The sequence below is a fragment of the Enterococcus casseliflavus NBRC 100478 genome (assembly GCF_001544095.1).
Classification (GTDB): Bacteria; Bacillota; Bacilli; order Lactobacillales; family Enterococcaceae; genus Enterococcus_D; species Enterococcus_D casseliflavus.
Genome location: NZ_BCPT01000010.1, coordinates 52821 through 70326 on the forward strand (window position 1 = coordinate 52821; position 17506 = coordinate 70326).

Here is a 17506-nt window from a genome sequence, read left to right on the forward strand (position 1 = left end):
TTTCCTCCTACTGCCACCTTTTTGCGGATTGTCCACTGGCTGACACGAGTATCCTCACGCGTCTGTTGGCTATTTTATGGATATAACGGTGCTTGCATAAGACCAGTCGTTTCTGGTATCTTTGCCCATCGATTGAAGTTTTGGATCGCTTGGCCAGCAGCCCCTTTGCCTAAATTATCGATCACTGCGACAACGGTCAACACTTGGGTCAGCGGATTGAAACATATGCCAATGTCACAAAAATTCGTTCCCGTCACTTGCCGCAGCTCGGGCAGCTTTCCTAACGGTTGCACTCGGACAAACGGATGGTCTTGATACGTTTTTACGTACTGCTCATAGATGTCCTCTTGCGAAATCGCGTCTTTGATAGGCGCATAAAGCGTCATAAAGATCCCTCTTTTGACAGGCAGTAAGCTGGTAGAAAATTGGATCGGCGGCATTGCCTGATCCCATTGCTGAAACTGCTGCATGATCTCAGGAATATGCTGATGCTGATTTGGCTTATACATCGTCATGTTATCCGCAGCGGTTGCAAAGTGACTGCTGTCCGTCAATTTCTTACCAGCACCCGACAAACCCGACTTGCCATCAAAAATCAACGTACCGCTGAATAGTTTTTGCTGAACCAACGGCGCAGCAGCTAAAATGGCAGCAGTCGCATAACAGCCTGGATTGGCGATCAAATTGCCAGGAGTCGTTGCAAACTCAGGCAGCGAATAGGTCGCTTGTGCCAACAACTCGGCAGGTGCAGCTTCTTGGTGATACCATTTTTGATAGCTATCCCGATCCTTCAATCGCAGATCACCAGAAAGGTCAATCACTGGAAAGTCATTTGCGACAAGAGTCGCTGCGAGTTCTTTGCTGATTCCAGCAGGAGTCGCAAAAAACACGAGTTGATTTTCCTTTTGGATTTTTTCTGCATCAAAAGGTTCGATCAGCCGCTCTGTCAGTCCAATTAAATGAGGATACAAAACTGATGAATTTTCATGCATAGAATGACTATGCAAGGTGCCCACCTCCAATTGGGGATGTTGCTGGATCAAACGAATCAATTCAATTCCGGTATACCCTGTTACACCAACGATTGCTGCCTTCAAACACGTCACTCCTCAAAAGAATTTACTTAAGATTATAAGAAACTCCCATCGCTTTGTCAATGATTATTTATAAAACTATTCAAAATAAATTCGCTATTATTCGGTTTTTATAAGAAAAAAAGCCCGAAAAATCTATTTTTATGCAATTATGCTAAGACAGCTTGCAAAATCGCCAAGGCTGCTGTCGTTTCCTCTTGCGAGATCGTTAAAGGCGGCAGCAAGCGCAAAACCTTGGTTCCCGCTTTTAATGCGAGGAGGCCTTGGTTCCGCAGTTGGGTCAACACGGATTGCAAGCTTTCCGAATCGGCTAATTCGATACCGATCATCAATCCTTTCCCACGAATCGCCTGCACCTTAGATAGTCCTTGCAATCCGTCGAGAAACTGCTGCTGGCGCAATTGAACATTGACTTGAATGTCCCCTTCTTGCAACACACTGCAAACGGCACTAGCAGCGGCCATCGCTAATTTATTGCCACCAAAGGTCGAACCGTGACTACCGGGTCCAAAAGCCGTTTGCAAATGGCTTTTGCCTAGCATCGCTCCGACAGGGATCCCGTTACCAAGCCCTTTTGCTACGGTAAAAAGATCAGGTTCAATGCCATATCCTTCAAAAGCAAACAGTGTTCCTGTCCGTCCCATCCCGGTTTGGATCTCATCCACCACCAGTAGTACCCCCAACTCCTGACAAAGGGCTCCCACCGCTTGGACCCACGCCACCTCAGCAGGGATCACACCGCCTTCGCCTTGGATCAATTCTAAAAACACGGCTGCCGTCTGCTCATCTAAAACGGCTTGCAATGCCTCAAGGTCATTAAAGGGTACATACACCATCTCTGGTACTAACGGTCCAAACCCATCATGGATACTACTTTGCCCAGTCAAAGACATCGCCCCAAAGGTCCGACCATGGAAAGATTGTTCAAAACTAATGACTTTGCTGCGGCCAGTCGCTTTGCGAGCCAGCTTTAAAGCAGCTTCGTTCGCCTCAGCGCCACTATTGCAAAAATAAGCCAGATACGGCTCGTCTGAAGCGCTCTTTTGATTTTGGGTCAGCTTTTGGGCAACTTCTTCTTGCAACTGGCTGTCATACAAATTCGGCACATGCCAAATCTGCTCTGCTTGTGTCATCAATGCGGCTTGCACTTTGGGATGCCCATAACCGAGATTAACGACCCCGATGCCGCTTGTTAAATCTAAATATTGGTTGCCTTGCGAATCTACCACATAGCTGCCGTTGCCTTGCTGGATATCGATGGGTAAACGGCTGTAATTAGGAAAAAGATGACTCATTGGGTTCACTCCTTGTCTTGGATCATTCGAAATTATGTATTAATATACATTTTAATCCAGTTAATTGCAATAAATATTTAAAATAAAGCGATAAAAACTCATAAAAAAAAGAAAGCAGTGACAATCACTGCTTTCTTTCAGTCAACCTTTGGCGGTCTGTTTATAATCATTTGGGGAAGAATTTCTTTCATTACAAACAGTGGATCACGCCACTTCTTCTGAAAATTGACTGTTATACAGGTCTGCATAGAAACCGTTTTGTGCCATCAATTCCTCATGATTTCCAGTCTCAACAATGGACCCGTGATTCATCACGATAATATTGTCAGCATCACGAATCGTAGAGAGACGGTGAGCAACCACAAAGCTGGTCCGATTTTCTAACAAACGACCCATTGCTTTTTGGATCAAGATTTCCGTCCGCGTATCGACACTAGAAGTTGCTTCATCCAAAATCAAAACGTCGGGATCCGCTAAGAAGGCGCGGGCGATCGTGATCAGCTGACGTTGACCTTGGGAGATGTTGCTGGCTTCTTCATTCAAGACCGTATCATAGCCTTCTGGCAATTTGCGAACAAAATCATCCACATGGGCAGCTTTCGCCGCAGCGATCACTTGCTCTTTGGTCGCTTTTTCATTTCCATAATGAATGTTGTCATAGATGGAACCAGTAAACAACCACGTATCTTGCAGCACCATCGAGATATTACTACGCAACTCATCACGAGTCAAGTCTCGGGTATCTTTGCCATCGTAACGAATGCTACCGCCAGAAACATCATAAAAACGTTCCAAGAGATTGATCAGCGTGGTTTTCCCAGCGCCGGTAGGTCCTACGATAGCCACCATCTCACCAGCTTTGACATCCAGATTAAAATCGGTCATCAATAATTTGTCTGGGGCATAACCAAATTGAACATGATCGAAACGAACTTTGTATTCACTGTCTTCCACTGGCAATCCAGAAGGCTCATCAGTCATTTCTTCTTCATCCAAGACTTCAAAGACCCGTTCGGCAGATGCAACGGTTGATTGGATGGTGTTTAGCAAGCTAGCGATTTGAGTGATCGGTTGAGAGAATTGATTGGTGTATTGCAAGAATGCTTGCACATCCCCTAACGTCATGTTCCCATTCGCCACTTTGATCCCACCAAGGACAGCCACGAAGACATAGCCTAAGTTTTTAATGAAGTTCATCAAGGGCATAATGATCGCTGATATAAATTGGGCTTTCCAACCAGCGGAATACAGACGGTCATTTTCTTCTTCAAAAACGACTTGATCGGCGGCTTCATGGTTGAAGGTTTTGACAACGGTATGACCGCCGTAAGTTTCTTCGACTTGGTCATTGAGCAATCCTAAACTTTTTTGTTGTGCCGCAAAGAATTTTTGCGATTTTGGTGCGACGATCATCACGACGATCAAGCTTAAAGGAACCGTTGCTAAAGCAACCAAAGTCAGTTGCCAACTGATCGTCAGCATCATCCACAAAACCCCGATAAAGGTCACGACACTCGTAATAAATTGGGTCAAGTTTTGTTGCAGGGTACTTGCAATATTATCCATATCATTGATCGCCCGTGACATGATATCCCCATTTGAGTGAGTATCATAGTAAGAGATCGGCAAGCGGTTCATTTTTTCATCTAAGTCACGACGCAGCTCATAAACCGTCCGTTGCGAGACACGGGTCATAATAAACTGTTGTAGAAAGTTGAAGACGGCTGAAATCACATACATGCCGATCGCGATCAAAATGATTTGACCAACTTTCTCAAAATCGATAGGAAATTCTGTTACCTGTTGGCCGGCTTGCATCTGCTGCGCACCGATCATGACACCTTTAAAAATTTCAGTGGTCGCTTCCCCTAAAATTTTCGGTGTTTGTATTTGGAAGATCACGGCTGCGATCGCTAAAACGAAGACGGCGATGATAGCGATGGAGCGTTTCGACATGTACCCGAAAAGCCGTTTGACCGTCCCCCAAAAGTTTTTTGGTTTTGGTCCTTTGGCACCGATGTTACGGCCTGGACCGCCGCCCATTGGTCCGCCACGGTGTTGTGTTGTTGTTTTCTTTTCACTCATGCAAGATCCTCCTCTCTCAATTGTGAAGAAACGATTTCTTGGTAGGTTTCATTGTCTGCCATTAATGATTCATGGGTCCCTTTTCCTACGAGTTTTCCTTCATCCAATACTAAGATCGTATCGGCATCCATGACGGTGCTGACCCGTTGGGCAACCACGACCATAATGCTGTCTTGCATGTCGCGTTTCAGCGCTGCTCGTAAGTTGGCATCGGTTTTGAAGTCCAGTGCGGAGAAGGAATCATCAAAGACATAGACATCTGCTTGTTTCACTAACGCACGAGCGATCGCTAAACGTTGACGTTGTCCACCAGAGAAGTTGCCGCCGCCTTGTTCTACACGGCTATCTAAGCCATCTGCCAGTTCGGAGACAAAATCTTTGGCTTGGGCGATCTCTAAGGCTTGCCAGATTTCTTCATCTGATGCATCGGGTTTTCCGTATTTCATATTTTCACGAATGGTACCAGAAAACAGTACCGCTTTTTGCGGAACAAAGCCCACGACTTCTCGTAGATTGTGCTGGGTGACTTCTGCAATATTGACCCCGTTGATTTTGATTGCACCAGACTCCACATCGTACAAACGAGGCAAGAGATTGACTAAGGTCGTTTTCCCTGAGCCCGTCCCACCGATGATGGCAACAAAATCACCAGATTTTGCTTGAAAATCGATATCTTCCAACGCCAATTTCTCAGCGCCTTGGTAGCGATACGCCACATGGTCAAAGGCCAAGGTTGCTTGGTCCCCTTGTAAGCTCAATGTCGCTGGTGTTTTTGGATCGAGAATTTCATCTTCTTCATTTAAGACTTCGTTGATCCGATCAGCTGATGCTTGGGCTCTTGGCACCATCACGAAGATCATGGACAGCATCATAAAGCTGATCAAAATTTGCATTGCATAGGTCATAAACGCAATCAAGTTTCCGACTTCTAAGGTCATTTCGGCAATATAATGACCCCCAAACCATGTGATGGCAATGTTCGTCCCACTCATGATCAACGTCATCAATGGCATCATCAATGCCACGATGGTGTTTACTTTAATCGCGGTGTGGGTGTAATCTTTGTTGGCTTCATCAAAGCGATTCGCTTCATAATCCGTCTTGTCAAATGCCCGAATAACGCGGACCCCCGTCAAGCCTTCACGAAAGACTAAGTTCAAACGGTCGGTTTTCTTTTGCATACTTTTGAATAAAGGAACGGCAAAATACATAATACCGCCGACCAATACTAGCATGATAGGAATAACGACTAAAAAGATTCTTGTTAATTGGGCATCTTTTTGATAGGCCAAGAAACTCGCCCCAATCAGTGTGATCGGTGCATTGATCATCATACGTAAAAACATTTGCGTCACCATTTGAATTTGGTTGACGTCGTTGGTGGTTCTTGTAATCAATGATGCGGTCCCGAATTTATCAAAAGATCGAGAAGAAAAATTCTCAACTTTTTGGTAAATGTCCGAACGTAGTTTTTGTCCTAATTTTTGTGATTCTCTTGTTGCGAAATACGTATTTCCTAAAGCGGCGATGATACTGATCAATGAAAAGCCGATCATGTAAAAGCCGGTTTTCCAAATGTAATCAATGTCGCCTGTCGCCACCCCATTGTTGATAATATTGGAAGTCAATGTCGGTAGATACAAATCAGAAACGACTTGGATCACCATAAACACCACTGCCATGATTATGGAAATGACGGATACGCGTTTTATCAGCTTAATCATAGGTTTCCCCTCTTTCTTTTTTTGCGCCCTCTCTTAACCAGCGGACTTTACTGTTGAAATCAGCGATCGCTTCGGCAGGATCATAGTCTGGATCAAACGCTGATTGGCGATAGGCTTCGGCAATCGTCGAAAAGACGGTATGCATCAGCAGCTGGATCAGCATTTTCAACTCATGGTCGTCTTTGACTTTCAATAAATCTTTGTCGACCTCTGACAAAAAGATGGCTTGCTGCTTCTGCCGATCGGCTTTGTTTTCTTGATGCATCTTGTGCTGCATCTCTGGCACGACTTTATGGAAGGAACGATAATCCATACTCATAAATAAATTGCGGTAAAAGTTTGCGTTTTTGCCTTTGAAAACCTCGGCGATCATCCGTGAAAAGTACCATTCGAACCCCGCAAACAGATCCCCGTTTTCATGTTGGATCGATTTCAGCAGATCTCGCTGACTATTTTTTTTCAACGTATGGAAATAATAGTAATAAAGATCTTCTTTGTTTTCGAAGTATTGGTAAAAACTCCCGCGAGGAATCTCGGCATCTTTGATGATGTTGGCGATTGAGGCGTCTTTCAGCGGCAGTCTTGAGAATTCTTTTTTCGCCGCATTTAAGATGCGCTTTTGTTTTTCTGGCGGCAAGTGAAAAAATGTATCGGTCGGCATCACAAGCAACTCCTTTCTAATTTAAAATAAATCACAGCTCTCGATATGACACGTTGTCATATGACACTGTGTCATTATACACCCCTCACCAGAGAATGCAAGAATTTAAATTTGACTTTTTTATGAAGGAATCGATTCTGGTCTTTTTATAAAGGGCGTTATTTGAAAAGAAATAACCAATGAAATTTCTGAAAACAAAAAACCTTCGTTTCCCTGATGGAAAACGAAGGTTGCTATTTTTTCATTCTGACGATTATAAATAACAATCATTTTTTCTTGCGGCGCCATAGAATCAAGAAAACAATCAGCAGCAGGATAACACCTGCGATCAGTAAGGTATAGCTTGGCGCTTCATTGGTTTTAGGTAATGTTTTTTCACCATCGGCAGTAGCGTTGGCCTCTTTCGAAGAAGTCGTTGTCGCTGTTTCTTGAGCACTCGTCGATGTTGCGGTCGCTTCTTCAGTCGTACTCGTTTGCGTGCCTGTAGGCAGATACATGGAATCATTTGCCGCTTGAATGATATAAGAGATCCGTCCTGGGACAAAGGCACCTGGATCGACTTGCATCTCTTGTTCCATCTGATTTAAATTGGTCAAAATTGAGATCATCCATTCGTTGGAAACGGCTTGATTCAAATGTAAAAAGACTCCGTCTGCTGGATAGACGACCCGTAAATATTCCTGCAGCTGATCCACAACAGGAATCAAGTCAGCAAAACTGGCGTAGCTATTTGCATCAAAAGCCAATTGCGGCTCAATGGCTTCCCAGGATAACGTCTGATCGACAAACAAGGCACCGATGATTTTTGCTAAGTAAGCAATATCAAAGCCCATCGCATCACTGGAATAACGTAGCGCCAGACGATTGCCATTGGTCAATTCTTCATCTGTCAACTGGTCCAACTGTTCTTGGGTAAATGCGGTCACACTTCCTTCAGTGATTCCTTGGGTTAAGGCGCTACGCAGCGAACTAGGTTCATCGGCTAACGTGTTGATCTCACTGACATCTTGCGTCCCCGTCTCTGCTTGGATCGAGGCAATAACAGCTTCGGAATCGACTGGTTCTTGATTCTCGGTAGTCGTAGTTTCTGAAGCAGCGGATTGATCCGTCTCTTGATTTTCTACTGTACTTTCTTGGACAGCAGCTTGTGTCTGATCCGTTCCTGATTGCTCCTCTGATGAAAGCGTCTCGCTAACGGTAGCCTGATTGCCACTTTCACTCGTAGCTGTTTCATCTGCATGAACCATCAGTGGTGAAAAAGCTAGCGTCATTAGTCCGAACCAAATTATTTTTTTCATCCTCATTGCCTCCTCGAATGGGATCACTCCCTTTGTAACGAAACTGTAACATAAAGGAAAATTTTTCGCAATCTATTTAGTAACTTCTTAAAAAACCTCTATCTTTATCCGATAGAGGTTTTAACATTATTTTATCGTTGCCACATGCATGACGGCTTGACCCGCTTTTGTTTCTGTTCCTGGTAACCCTTCGACATTGGCTACTTGCTCCATATTGGTGATGATCACGAGCATCTCAGAAGCTTTGCCTTTAGCCGTCAACTGCGCCAAATCGACTTGGGCAACTTGGGTAGCTGGTGTCACGGCTTGGCCTTCCTCCACCAGGATCTCAAAAGGTGCTCCTTGCAATTCGACGGTGTCAACACCCATGTGCAGCAGAATCTCTAGCCCGCTGGCAGTCTTGATTCCCAATGCATGTTTCGTGGGAAAAATCGTCGTGACGGTTCCTGCTGCTGGTGCAAAGATCGCACCATTGTCTGGCAAGACGAAATACCCGTCGCCCATCATTTTTTGCGAAAATACCGGATCACTTGATGCACTGATCGCTTTTGTCGTGCCTGTGGCTACTGCGTATAAAGGGGTATCGATCGGTTCTTTTGATGGAGTTGCTGTCGTTTCCTTTGCAGCCGTTTCTCTCGTTTGTTTTGGTTGCGGTTGCACAGTAACGGTTGCAGCTGGTTTTGCTTCTTCTGCCTCGCTTTCTTTGAATGCTTCTAAGCGATCTTTCGGAATCCCAAAGAAGTAGGTGGCAACGAAGCCGCCAGCATAGCCTGCTAACAAGCCGAAAATATAGCCCATCCAACGGCCGTTGGCAATCAAGGGGATCAAAGCTAGCCCTGATGGTCCAATCGCCGTTGCGCCGATATTTGTCAAAGCGCCAATGACCGCACCACCGATCCCACCACCAATACAAGCAGTGATAAATGGTCGACCTAATGGCAACGTCACTCCATAGATCAATGGTTCGCCGATGCCTAAGATCCCAACTGGCAATGCACCTTTGATCATTTCAGAAAGCTCTTTGTCTTTACGTAGTCGTACCCATAAGGCTAAAGCTGCACCGACTTGACCAGCACCAGCCATGGCTAAGATCGGTAATAATTGCGTGCTGCCTGTTGCTTCGATCATTTGAATGTGGATCGGGGTCAAAATTTGATGCAAACCAAACATGACCATTGGTAGGAAGGCCGCCCCTAAGACAAACCCGGAGAAAGCACCGCCCACGTTCAAGACCCAAGTGATCGAACCGACTAAGCTGTCAGAGATCAGACCTGCCAATGGCATGATCAAGAAAATCTCCGTCAAACCGATGATCAGCAAACACAACGTCGGGGTCACGATAATATCGATTGCTTCAGGAATCACTCGATGCAGCACTGCCTCTAATTTCGCCAAAAGCCATACAGCGAAGATCACACCGATGATCCCTCCTTGGTTGGCAGCTAAAGCTTCGCCAGTGAACAAGTTTTGGATCGGGGCTTCTGGGTTCATACCTGTCAGCAAGATGATCGAACCGATCACGCCACCAAGGGTTGGATTGGCTTTAAAGACCTGCGCTGCATTGACCCCAGTAAAGATCGCTAAATAGGTGAACATCCCATTTCTGAGGACGTTTAAAATCATGACATAATAATTCCAAGTATCTCCATCTAATCGGCCAGCCGTGATCATATTGGTCAGGACAGAAGCGATCCCTGCGACGAGTCCTGCACCAACGAAGGCTGGAATCATTGGAACAAAGATATTAGAAATATCTTTCAGCAGCGACTTTAATGGTGATGATTTTTGTTTGGCTTTTTGGGCTGCTTTCATCTCTGCCGTTTTTTCTGATAACGCCTCTTTGCCTGATTTTTGCTGTGGGATCTCTTGCCCTAAATCAACACCAGCTTTTGCCACCATTGCATTGGCTACTTTGTTGACTTTCCCTGGTCCGATAATGACTTGCAGCTGCTCATCATTGACCACACCCATCACACCGGGAATCTCTTTTAACCCTTGTTGATCGACCTTGTCGTGGTCGCGGACGGTCATTCGTACGCGAGTCATACAGTGATTGACTGTTTCTACGTTGTCCATTCCGCCGGCTTCTTGAAAAATCTTCTCCGCTAACTCTTCTACCGTCAGTGTTTCTTTTGCCATTACTTTTCTCCTCCTAACGCCGTTTTGACAAACCCTTGTGCCGTGGCAAGTTTTGCTTGTGCTTCGTCTTTCGTACTATCAGTCAACAGCATCACGATCGCCAATTTGACATTCTGATCTGCTTCTTCAAATGCCGCGGCGGCTGTTTCGTAATCAGCTTCAGTCGCCTGCATGATGATCCGTTTTGAGCGTTCCACCAATTTTTCGTTGGTCGCTTTCACGTCGACCATCAAATTATTGTAGACTTTGCCGATCCCTACCATCGATAACGTCGAAATCATATTCAAAATCAATTTTTGGGCAGTCCCTGATTTCAAACGAGTCGAACCTGTAAGAAATTCTGGTCCACAATCGACCTCGATTGGAAAGCTGGCATGCTGAGAGATCTCCGCATCTTTATTACAAGCGATCGTAGCCGTTGTGGCACCGAGCTCATTGGCATAGTCAAGCGCCCCGATCACGTAAGGGGTTCTGCCACTGGCAGCGATCCCGATCACCATATCATTTTGGTTCAACTTCAAATCGATAAGGTCTTGTTTGCCTAGCGTTAAGGAGTCTTCTGCTCCTTCGACAGCGACCGTCATCGCTTCTTTACCACCGGCGATCAGACCAACCACCATCTCTGGTGATACCCCAAAGGTTGGGACACATTCGGCCGCATCCAAGACGCCTAATCGACCACTCGTACCAGCGCCAAGATAAATCAAGCGTCCGCCTTTTTTAAAAGCAGCGATAGTTTGTTCAATGACTTTTTCAATACTAGGAATTTCTTTTTCCACCGCATAGGCAACTTTTTGATCTTCTTGGTTCATTTTTTGACACGCTTCTAAAATCGTCATTTCATCTAAATTGCTCGTTTCACTATTGCGTCGTTCGGTCGTTAATTTGTCTAAATTGATTTTATTCATCGGAATCATCTCTTTCTAATTTAAATCGCATCCCTGCTTTGATTTGTTGGATCAACGGCAGATCGGCTGGTATCACCTGAGCGGCGAGGTTGACTTTTGGGTCTGCCGGCAAAGGTCGTTTGCACACTTGGATCTCTCCCATATAGCGCAAGTACTCTTGGTTATCGATCGTCACAGCCCCCACTGGCCGCTCTTGACTAAGTTCAGGTGTGACTTCTGGAATGGCATTGAAACGGGCATCGGCGCTGCGCAAGACATCCCGAGCTTCATCGTAACGATTTTGGTGATTCCCTAAGACGTGTTCAAAGTAAGTGGAACCAAGATCTTTGACCCGCAAAACGATCCGCGCTTCTTGCAGATACGTCGCAAACTGCTGCGCACTTTTTGCAGAAACCATCCCATCACCAATGTAAACAGCATCAACTGAACCGGTAGCCAACAAGTCGATCGCTGCGGCAAACGGCGACCAGTTGCGGTGTCTTTCCAGTGTGGGTAATCCTTGAAATAACGGCCCGCGTTTCTTGGCATCTCCTGGAACAAAGGCTTGGACAAAAAAGCCTTGTGCTTTCAACCAGCGGTTCTTCTCCTGAAACCAGTCAGCATCCAGTCCCGTTTCTGGTCGAGGGTAATAATTGTGCCAAGCTTCCAATCGAGTAAAATCGGCTCCATACGCCTGCAGCTCTCGAATGTCTTTTTCCGTTAATGTACTGGCATTCAAACTGATGGTCATTTCTTTTGAAAAAGCTGCGATTTGCTGATTGTCGATCGCATAATCCATTCGTAAACCAGTGACACCGATCTCCCTTAGTTCCGCCAGATTGTCGATGGAAAAGCCCGCTTCTGCTAATGCGTTTCCAGAAATATCTACCATTAAAGACAGCTGATGGTCTTTTGCGAAACCTCCCAAGTCCGTCAAACGCTGCCGATAAGTACTGCGATCATCTTCTGGTATGTGCATGGAGGTGAAAATCCCTTTAAAGCCTGATGCCATCGCAGTCATCTGCTCAAGTTCTGCTGCCGTCAAGTCTTCGTTCATAAATACAGAAAAGCCGAACATCTCTTTGCCTCCTTGATGGGTCACTTTCGTGATACCGTTTTCTATAAAAGCATTATAACTGATTCTTTTCCCGTTCGCAACTATATTTCATAATTAAATCATTAATATAGAAATATCGTTTCATTTAATAAGAAAGCTTTACCGTTTAAACTTTCTTATGCCCTTCTTTCTACACTTATGGTACACTTTATTAGGAACGAAACTTGCTTTCGTCATTTTTACATAGTAGGAGGAATCACATCATCAATGATTACAATGGATGATATTATTCGCGAAGGCAATCCAACCTTGCGTGAAGTAGCAAAAGAAGTACCTTTTCCTTTGAGCGAAGAAGATATCGCACTAGGAAAAGAAATGATGACCTTTTTAGAAAATAGCCAAGACCCAGTCAAGGCAGAAGAACTTGAATTAAGAGGCGGCGTTGGTCTAGCAGCTCCTCAATTAGATATTTCAAAACGAATCACAGCGGTCCTCGTCCCTAGCAGCGACCCAGAAAAAACAGAACCTGATTTTAAAGATGTTCTATACAATCCCAAAATTTTAAGTCATTCCGTGCAAGAAGCTTGTTTGGGTGAAGGCGAAGGCTGTCTGTCCGTTGACCGTGAAGTCCCTGGCTACGTGGTACGCCATGCCCGGATCACGATCAGCTATTACGACATCAACGGCAAAAAGAAAAAAGTTCGTTTGAAGAACTATCCTGCGATCGTCGTTCAGCATGAGATCGATCATTTGAACGGGGTCATGTTCTACGATCATATCAATCAACAAAATCCTTTTTCATTGAAAGAAGGCATTTTAGTCATCGACTAACTAAAAAGTCTCTACCGACATTTTGCGGCAGAGACTTTTTTTCTATACTATTGACTATCTTCCTTCACGGTTTTGGCATTAATTGCCTTTCGCTAGGCTTTCTTGATGATCGGCTTTGATTTTTTCTAATAACGCTGGCTGCTCAAAAAGGTCTAATGCCGTCAGCGCTAAAAGTTCCGCCGCGATGGCGATCGATTGCAAGCCTTTTTCACTCTTGGCAGCGGCTTTGAATTCTTCCGAATGCCCCGCAATGTAATCATCTGAAATCGAAACAGTGGGTTGGATCGTTGGAATCACTTGGCTGACATTGCCGACATCAGACGAACCAAGGCTTGTTTTGGCTTCCGTATCGATCTCATCGGCAGGTACGCCCGCTTCTTGGGCATGGGCGAAGAAGATCTCATCAAAACTTGGTGTCACGATCACATCGTCGACGGAGTTTTGGAACAAACCAAATTCATAGGTCGCTCCCGTAGCTAAAGCGGCTCCTTTTACGATGTTTTCGACTTTCTCGTAGACATCATTCAAGGTTGCTCGATTGGCAGCTCGTAAATAAAAACGACCGGCTGCATATTCTGGCACGACATTGGCTGCCACGCCGCCATCGGTGATCACACCATGAATATTGACATCTTTTGGTAAATGCAGGCGCAACCCATTGATCCCGTTAAAGACTTGCAGCAATGCTTCTAACGCGTTGATGCCTTTTTCTGGTGCAGCTGCCGCATGGGAAGCCCGACCATAGAACTTGATATCCACTGGATCATTGGCTAATGAAGCCGTCGTTTTGCCATAGCGATGGGCTGGATGGACACAAAGAGCGGCATCGACATCATCGAAGAACCCTTCACGGACAAAACTGCCTTTAGCGGAACCATTTTCTCCACCTTCTTCTCCTGGCGTCCCATAGACTCGAATCTCCCCGCCTAGCTCATCGATGAAAGGTTGCAGAGCACTGGCAGCTAAGACGGAATAAGTCCCGAAGAGATTGTGTCCGCAGGCATGACCGATGCCAGGTAACGCATCATACTCGGCTAAAAAGGCAATCGTCGGACCCGGTTTCCCACTGACATAGCGGGCATCAAAGCCGGTGCGATGGCCTGCCACATCCTTTTTAACAGCAAAGCCTTCTTTTTCTAATTGGGCGATCAGGGCATCGGCTGAATAAAACTCATAGTTGCTGACTTCTGGGTGATTGTGGATATCTAATGCCAAGGCTTGATAAGCGGCTAAACGCTCTTGGATAAATGGTTTGATGGCTGCTTTCGTAATAGTTGCTGTTGTCATAATCAAATCTCTCCTTTTTATACATGCTTTTTCAGTTTTTTTATCAAATTACATGGTGCTTATTTTGCCCCAAAGGTTTCCCAAGCAGGAACGCTTGATCCTTTTGACGTTTCCTCGATGACTTTTTTCGTATCCTCTGTTTGGTAAGCAGCGACCACTTTTTGGTAAACTTCATTGTCTTCCTCTTCTTTACGGGCGGCAATGATGTTGACGTAAGGACGGGCCGTTTCATCAACAGGCTCTAAAAAGATCGCATCTTCGGTTGGTACAAATCCTGCATCCACCGCCATACCGCTATTGATGACCGAAACATCGACATCCGAAAGTGCCCGGGCGGTTTGCGCTGCATCAAGTTCTGAAATTTCTAAGTTCAAACGGTTTTCTGTAATATCCGCGACCGTTGGTGTTTGTCCGGCTGCTTCATCCACTTTGATCAATCCAGCTGATTGTAACAAAAGCAATGCCCGACCACCATTGGTCACATCATTAGGGATCGCAACTTTAGCTCCTTCCGCCAAATCGTTGACATCCGTCACTTTGTCGGAATAAATGCCTAATGGCGCATTGACTGTATTGCCGATCGATACGAGATCAGTACCAAATTCTTCATTATAGTTGTCCAAGAAAAATTGGTGTTGGAATGAATTAAGGTCGATGGAACCATCAGCTAAAGCTGCATTGGGTTGATTGTAATCAGAGAATTGGACATATTCTAAATTGATGCCTTCGTCTTTCAAACGATCCTTGACATCATCCCAAACGTCGGTGTCCGCCCCGATCACCCCTAATTTCACCGTCACTTCTTCTTGGTCATTGGCTGCGGCACTGCCATTGTTTCCGCATCCTGTAATAAATAATAATGCTGCCCCTAAGACGATTGATTGTACGATTTTTTTCATTTTTGCTTCCTCCATAGACTTGCTTGTTTTTTTATTTGTACGTAAGTAGTGGTCAGTGTGATACTCGTTTAATGAGTAGGTTGCTGACAAATTGACTGATAAAAACGAATACTAAGATGATCAAGGTCGCCATGATCGTGACATCGGTCTGGAATCGGTTGTACCCGCGGGTGATGGCTAAGTTGCCTAAACCGCCAGCGCCAACTGCTCCTGCCATAGCGGTCAATCCGATCACATTGATCACGGTCAACGCAGAGACCCGAATGATTCCCGCCACGCCTTCTGGTAAATAGACCCGAAAAATGATACCGAAAGGACTGGTGCCCATCGCTTCAGCTGCTTCTACGACACCAGGGTCAACTTCTAGCAAGGCGATCTCGATCTGCCGAGCAAAGAAAGGAATGATCCCAGCAATCAGAGGAACCAATGCTGCTGTTTCGCCGATGGTCGTTCCAACAAGGAATCGGGTAAAGGTTCCTAGTAACGTCAATAAGATAATAAAGGGGATCGAGCGGACCACATTGATGACTTTATCGAGAAATTCAAAGAGCGGTCGATTTTCTAAAATCCCATTCGGTCGAGTTACTACCAAGACGATCCCTAACAAGATACCTAAGATGCCCGCAATCAAAGAGGTCCAAAAAACCATATACAAGGTTTGGATCGTTGCTGTCACAAATTCATCTTGGATCGCAACAACATTGGGAAAATATCTTTCTAATAAGGCAGCCATCTAAAATCCTCCTTTAATCACATTGTTTAATGGTTCTGCATGATTTTCTTTTAAAATATTGGTGTAAACTCCTTGAGCCTTCAAGTATTCTAAGGCATGTTTACGCTGATGATATTCGCCAGATAAGCTAACGACTAAGCTGCCGATCGGCACTTCTTGCAAGATCTCCACGTTGCCGTAAAGAATATTGGTGGTCACTTTGTAGCGGCTGTACAATTGGGCGATCAGTGGTTCATTGGTTTGATCGCCAACGTAGGACAGCTCCACCAGCCATTCATTTGGTGCCAAGGAAGAAAACTTCGAACTGCCAAGGATCGTTTCTAAGGCTTGGTCGATGTGCGTCGCCGTTCGGATGAAATCTTTGGTCAATGGTTTTTCTGGTTGACTGAAAATCTGAACGCTTGAACCTTGCTCGATGACTTCGCCGTCTTCCATCACTGCCACTTTGTTGCAGATTTCTTTGACGACTTGCATCTCATGAGTAATGATCACGATAGTCAAGCCGAGGGTTCGATTTAATTTTTTCAACAAAGCCAATATCTGTAAGGTCGTTTTCGGATCAAGGGCGCTGGTTGCTTCATCACAAAGCAAGATCTCTGGATCATTCGCTAACGCTCTGGCAATCGCGACCCGCTGTTTTTGTCCTCCAGATAGTTGGCTAGGATACGCTTGGGCTTTTTCTTCCAATCCCACCAATGCTAACAGCTCGGTTACTTTTTGATGACGTTCCTGTTTGGACCGTCCCCCATATTTTAAGGAGAAATCCACGTTATCAAAAACATTGCGGCTGTCCATCAAGTTGAAGTGCTGAAAGATCATTCCGATCGTTTTCCGTTTTTCTCGCAGGGCTTTCGCAGAAAGCGTGGTCAGCTCGGTACCATTGACGACGACGCTGCCGCTACTTGGGCGCTGCAATAAGTTGATCACACGGACGAGTGTACTTTTCCCGGCGCCTGAGTAGCCCACGATGCCGTAAACGTCCCCTTTGTCGATCTCGATCGATACGTTTTTGACCGCTTGGATCGCGGGTTTCTTTGGTTGATTGAATGTTACTGATATGTCTTTTAATGAAATCATCGTCTTCCCCCTAGTTCTTGTCTTTTTCAATAAAAAAAGGCATCCTCAAACAAGTCACCTGTGACTTGTTTGAGGACGCCTTTTTGCGTGTTACCACCTCAGTTTAAGCTGCACTCACATACAGCTCCTTTTCGAGTACGATCATACTCTAGCCAGATAACGGTCGCTACCGTCGTCGCCTTGCAAACTACTGCTCGGAACGAATCACTCCTTGGCCATTTTCTAAAAGTCGTTTGATGCTTCTTTTCAGCTACCGAAGCTCTCTGTTGAAAAAACGTGCTTTTGTACTTACCAATTCTTCGTGTGTGGTGCTATTTGATTTTGGGTATAAAAAAAGTCCTTTTACCAGCGTTTGCTAGTAAAAGGACGAATACTCGTGTTACCACCTTTTGTTTAGAAGGTTTCCCTTCCCTCAACCCAACGTCTAGTCGTGCTAGAG

14 protein-coding genes and 1 other annotated feature (1 of these 15 running past the window's edge) are annotated in these 17506 nt (G+C 45.2%); of the genes, 1 reads left to right on the forward strand and 13 read right to left on the reverse strand.

Features of this window, described 5'->3' with window-relative positions:
* Positions 1 to 74: 74 nt before the first annotated feature.
* From argC to ECA1_RS10000, 9 genes are all read right to left on the reverse strand, one after another.
* The gene (argC, locus tag ECA1_RS09960) at positions 75 to 1097 is read right to left on the reverse strand and encodes an N-acetyl-gamma-glutamyl-phosphate reductase (protein ID WP_016609579.1); all 1023 of its coding nucleotides are present in this window, start codon (positions 1095 to 1097) and stop codon (positions 75 to 77) included.
* A 146-nt stretch (positions 1098 to 1243) separates the two neighbouring features.
* On the reverse strand, positions 1244 to 2389 hold the full coding sequence (gene argD, locus ECA1_RS09965; RefSeq protein ID WP_060792387.1) for an acetylornithine transaminase: 1146 nt from the start codon (positions 2387 to 2389) through the stop codon (positions 1244 to 1246).
* 204 nt (positions 2390 to 2593) lie between these two features.
* Positions 2594 to 4474: an ABC transporter ATP-binding protein gene (locus ECA1_RS09970; protein ID WP_005227219.1), complete on the reverse strand. Its 1881-nt coding sequence runs from the start codon at positions 4472 to 4474 to the stop codon at positions 2594 to 2596.
* Positions 4471 to 6198 (reverse strand): ABC transporter ATP-binding protein, encoded by a 1728-nt coding sequence (locus ECA1_RS09975; RefSeq protein WP_005227218.1) that lies wholly within the window; start codon positions 6196 to 6198, stop codon positions 4471 to 4473. Before ECA1_RS09975 ends, ECA1_RS09970 begins: the two co-directional genes overlap by 4 nt.
* On the reverse strand, positions 6191 to 6859 hold the full coding sequence (locus tag ECA1_RS09980) for a TetR/AcrR family transcriptional regulator (protein WP_005227217.1): 669 nt from the start codon (positions 6857 to 6859) through the stop codon (positions 6191 to 6193). The genes ECA1_RS09975 and ECA1_RS09980 overlap by 8 nt, the downstream gene beginning before the upstream one ends.
* A gap of 266 nt (positions 6860 to 7125) precedes the next feature.
* Complete coding sequence (locus ECA1_RS09985) at positions 7126 to 8157, reverse strand: LPXTG cell wall anchor domain-containing protein (RefSeq protein ID WP_060792388.1); 1032 nt, start codon at positions 8155 to 8157, stop codon at positions 7126 to 7128.
* 126 nt (positions 8158 to 8283) lie between these two features.
* Entirely contained in the window at positions 8284 to 10296 is a 2013-nt protein-coding gene (locus tag ECA1_RS09990; RefSeq protein WP_081091735.1) for a glucose PTS transporter subunit IIA, read from the reverse strand.
* Positions 10296 to 11204: an N-acetylmuramic acid 6-phosphate etherase gene (murQ, locus tag ECA1_RS09995; RefSeq protein ID WP_060792389.1), complete on the reverse strand. Its 909-nt coding sequence runs from the start codon at positions 11202 to 11204 to the stop codon at positions 10296 to 10298. Before murQ ends, ECA1_RS09990 begins: the two co-directional genes overlap by 1 nt.
* Entirely contained in the window at positions 11197 to 12261 is a 1065-nt protein-coding gene (locus ECA1_RS10000) for a DUF871 domain-containing protein (RefSeq protein WP_060792390.1), read from the reverse strand. Before ECA1_RS10000 ends, murQ begins: the two co-directional genes overlap by 8 nt.
* Positions 12262 to 12507: 246 nt before the next feature.
* Between ECA1_RS10000 and def the strand changes: the two genes are divergently transcribed.
* Positions 12508 to 13071 carry a peptide deformylase gene (gene def / locus ECA1_RS10005; protein WP_005227211.1) on the forward strand — a complete coding sequence of 188 codons (564 nt, stop codon included), beginning with the start codon at positions 12508 to 12510 and terminating at the stop codon, positions 13069 to 13071.
* Between the two features lie 78 nt (positions 13072 to 13149).
* Here def and ECA1_RS10010 read toward each other — a convergent pair whose 3' ends face one another.
* The 4 genes from ECA1_RS10010 to ECA1_RS10025 are packed head-to-tail and all read right to left on the reverse strand — an operon-like array spanning position 13150 to position 17067.
* Positions 13150 to 14358, reverse strand: a complete 1209-nt coding sequence (locus tag ECA1_RS10010; RefSeq protein WP_015508853.1) for a M20 family metallopeptidase — start codon at positions 14356 to 14358, stop codon at positions 13150 to 13152.
* Between the two features lie 59 nt (positions 14359 to 14417).
* Positions 14418 to 15257 carry a MetQ/NlpA family ABC transporter substrate-binding protein gene (locus ECA1_RS10015; RefSeq protein WP_005227209.1) on the reverse strand — a complete coding sequence of 280 codons (840 nt, stop codon included), beginning with the start codon at positions 15255 to 15257 and terminating at the stop codon, positions 14418 to 14420.
* Between the two features lie 52 nt (positions 15258 to 15309).
* Positions 15310 to 15990 carry a methionine ABC transporter permease gene (locus ECA1_RS10020; protein WP_010748680.1) on the reverse strand — a complete coding sequence of 227 codons (681 nt, stop codon included), beginning with the start codon at positions 15988 to 15990 and terminating at the stop codon, positions 15310 to 15312.
* Positions 15991 to 17067 carry a methionine ABC transporter ATP-binding protein gene (locus ECA1_RS10025; RefSeq protein ID WP_016609570.1) on the reverse strand — a complete coding sequence of 359 codons (1077 nt, stop codon included), beginning with the start codon at positions 17065 to 17067 and terminating at the stop codon, positions 15991 to 15993.
* A 359-nt stretch (positions 17068 to 17426) separates the two neighbouring features.
* Positions 17427 to 17506: a binding site (T-box leader), on the reverse strand; it runs 159 nt beyond the window's last position.

What these genes read in the sequence shown, in the direction of transcription:
- argD (WP_060792387.1), bottom strand. Translation starts at nt 2,389, where the DNA reads ATGAGTCATCTTTTTCCTAATTACAGCCGTTTACCCATCGATATCCAG.
- ECA1_RS09970 (WP_005227219.1), bottom strand. Translation starts at nt 4,474, where the DNA reads ATGAGTGAAAAGAAAACAACAACACAACACCGTGGCGGACCAATGGGC.
- ECA1_RS09975 (WP_005227218.1), bottom strand. Translation starts at nt 6,198, where the DNA reads ATGATTAAGCTGATAAAACGCGTATCCGTCATTTCCATAATCATGGCA.
- ECA1_RS09980 (WP_005227217.1), bottom strand. Translation starts at nt 6,859, where the DNA reads ATGCCGACCGATACATTTTTTCACTTGCCGCCAGAAAAACAAAAGCGC.
- ECA1_RS09985 (WP_060792388.1), bottom strand. Translation starts at nt 8,157, where the DNA reads ATGAAAAAAATAATTTGGTTCGGACTAATGACGCTAGCTTTTTCACCA.
- ECA1_RS09990 (WP_081091735.1), bottom strand. Translation starts at nt 10,296, where the DNA reads ATGGCAAAAGAAACACTGACGGTAGAAGAGTTAGCGGAGAAGATTTTT.
- murQ (WP_060792389.1), bottom strand. Translation starts at nt 11,204, where the DNA reads ATGAATAAAATCAATTTAGACAAATTAACGACCGAACGACGCAATAGT.
- ECA1_RS10000 (WP_060792390.1), bottom strand. Translation starts at nt 12,261, where the DNA reads ATGTTCGGCTTTTCTGTATTTATGAACGAAGACTTGACGGCAGCAGAA.
- def (WP_005227211.1), top strand. Translation starts at nt 12,508, where the DNA reads ATGATTACAATGGATGATATTATTCGCGAAGGCAATCCAACCTTGCGT.
- ECA1_RS10010 (WP_015508853.1), bottom strand. Translation starts at nt 14,358, where the DNA reads ATGACAACAGCAACTATTACGAAAGCAGCCATCAAACCATTTATCCAA.
- ECA1_RS10015 (WP_005227209.1), bottom strand. Translation starts at nt 15,257, where the DNA reads ATGAAAAAAATCGTACAATCAATCGTCTTAGGGGCAGCATTATTATTT.
- ECA1_RS10020 (WP_010748680.1), bottom strand. Translation starts at nt 15,990, where the DNA reads ATGGCTGCCTTATTAGAAAGATATTTTCCCAATGTTGTTGCGATCCAA.
- ECA1_RS10025 (WP_016609570.1), bottom strand. Translation starts at nt 17,067, where the DNA reads ATGATTTCATTAAAAGACATATCAGTAACATTCAATCAACCAAAGAAA.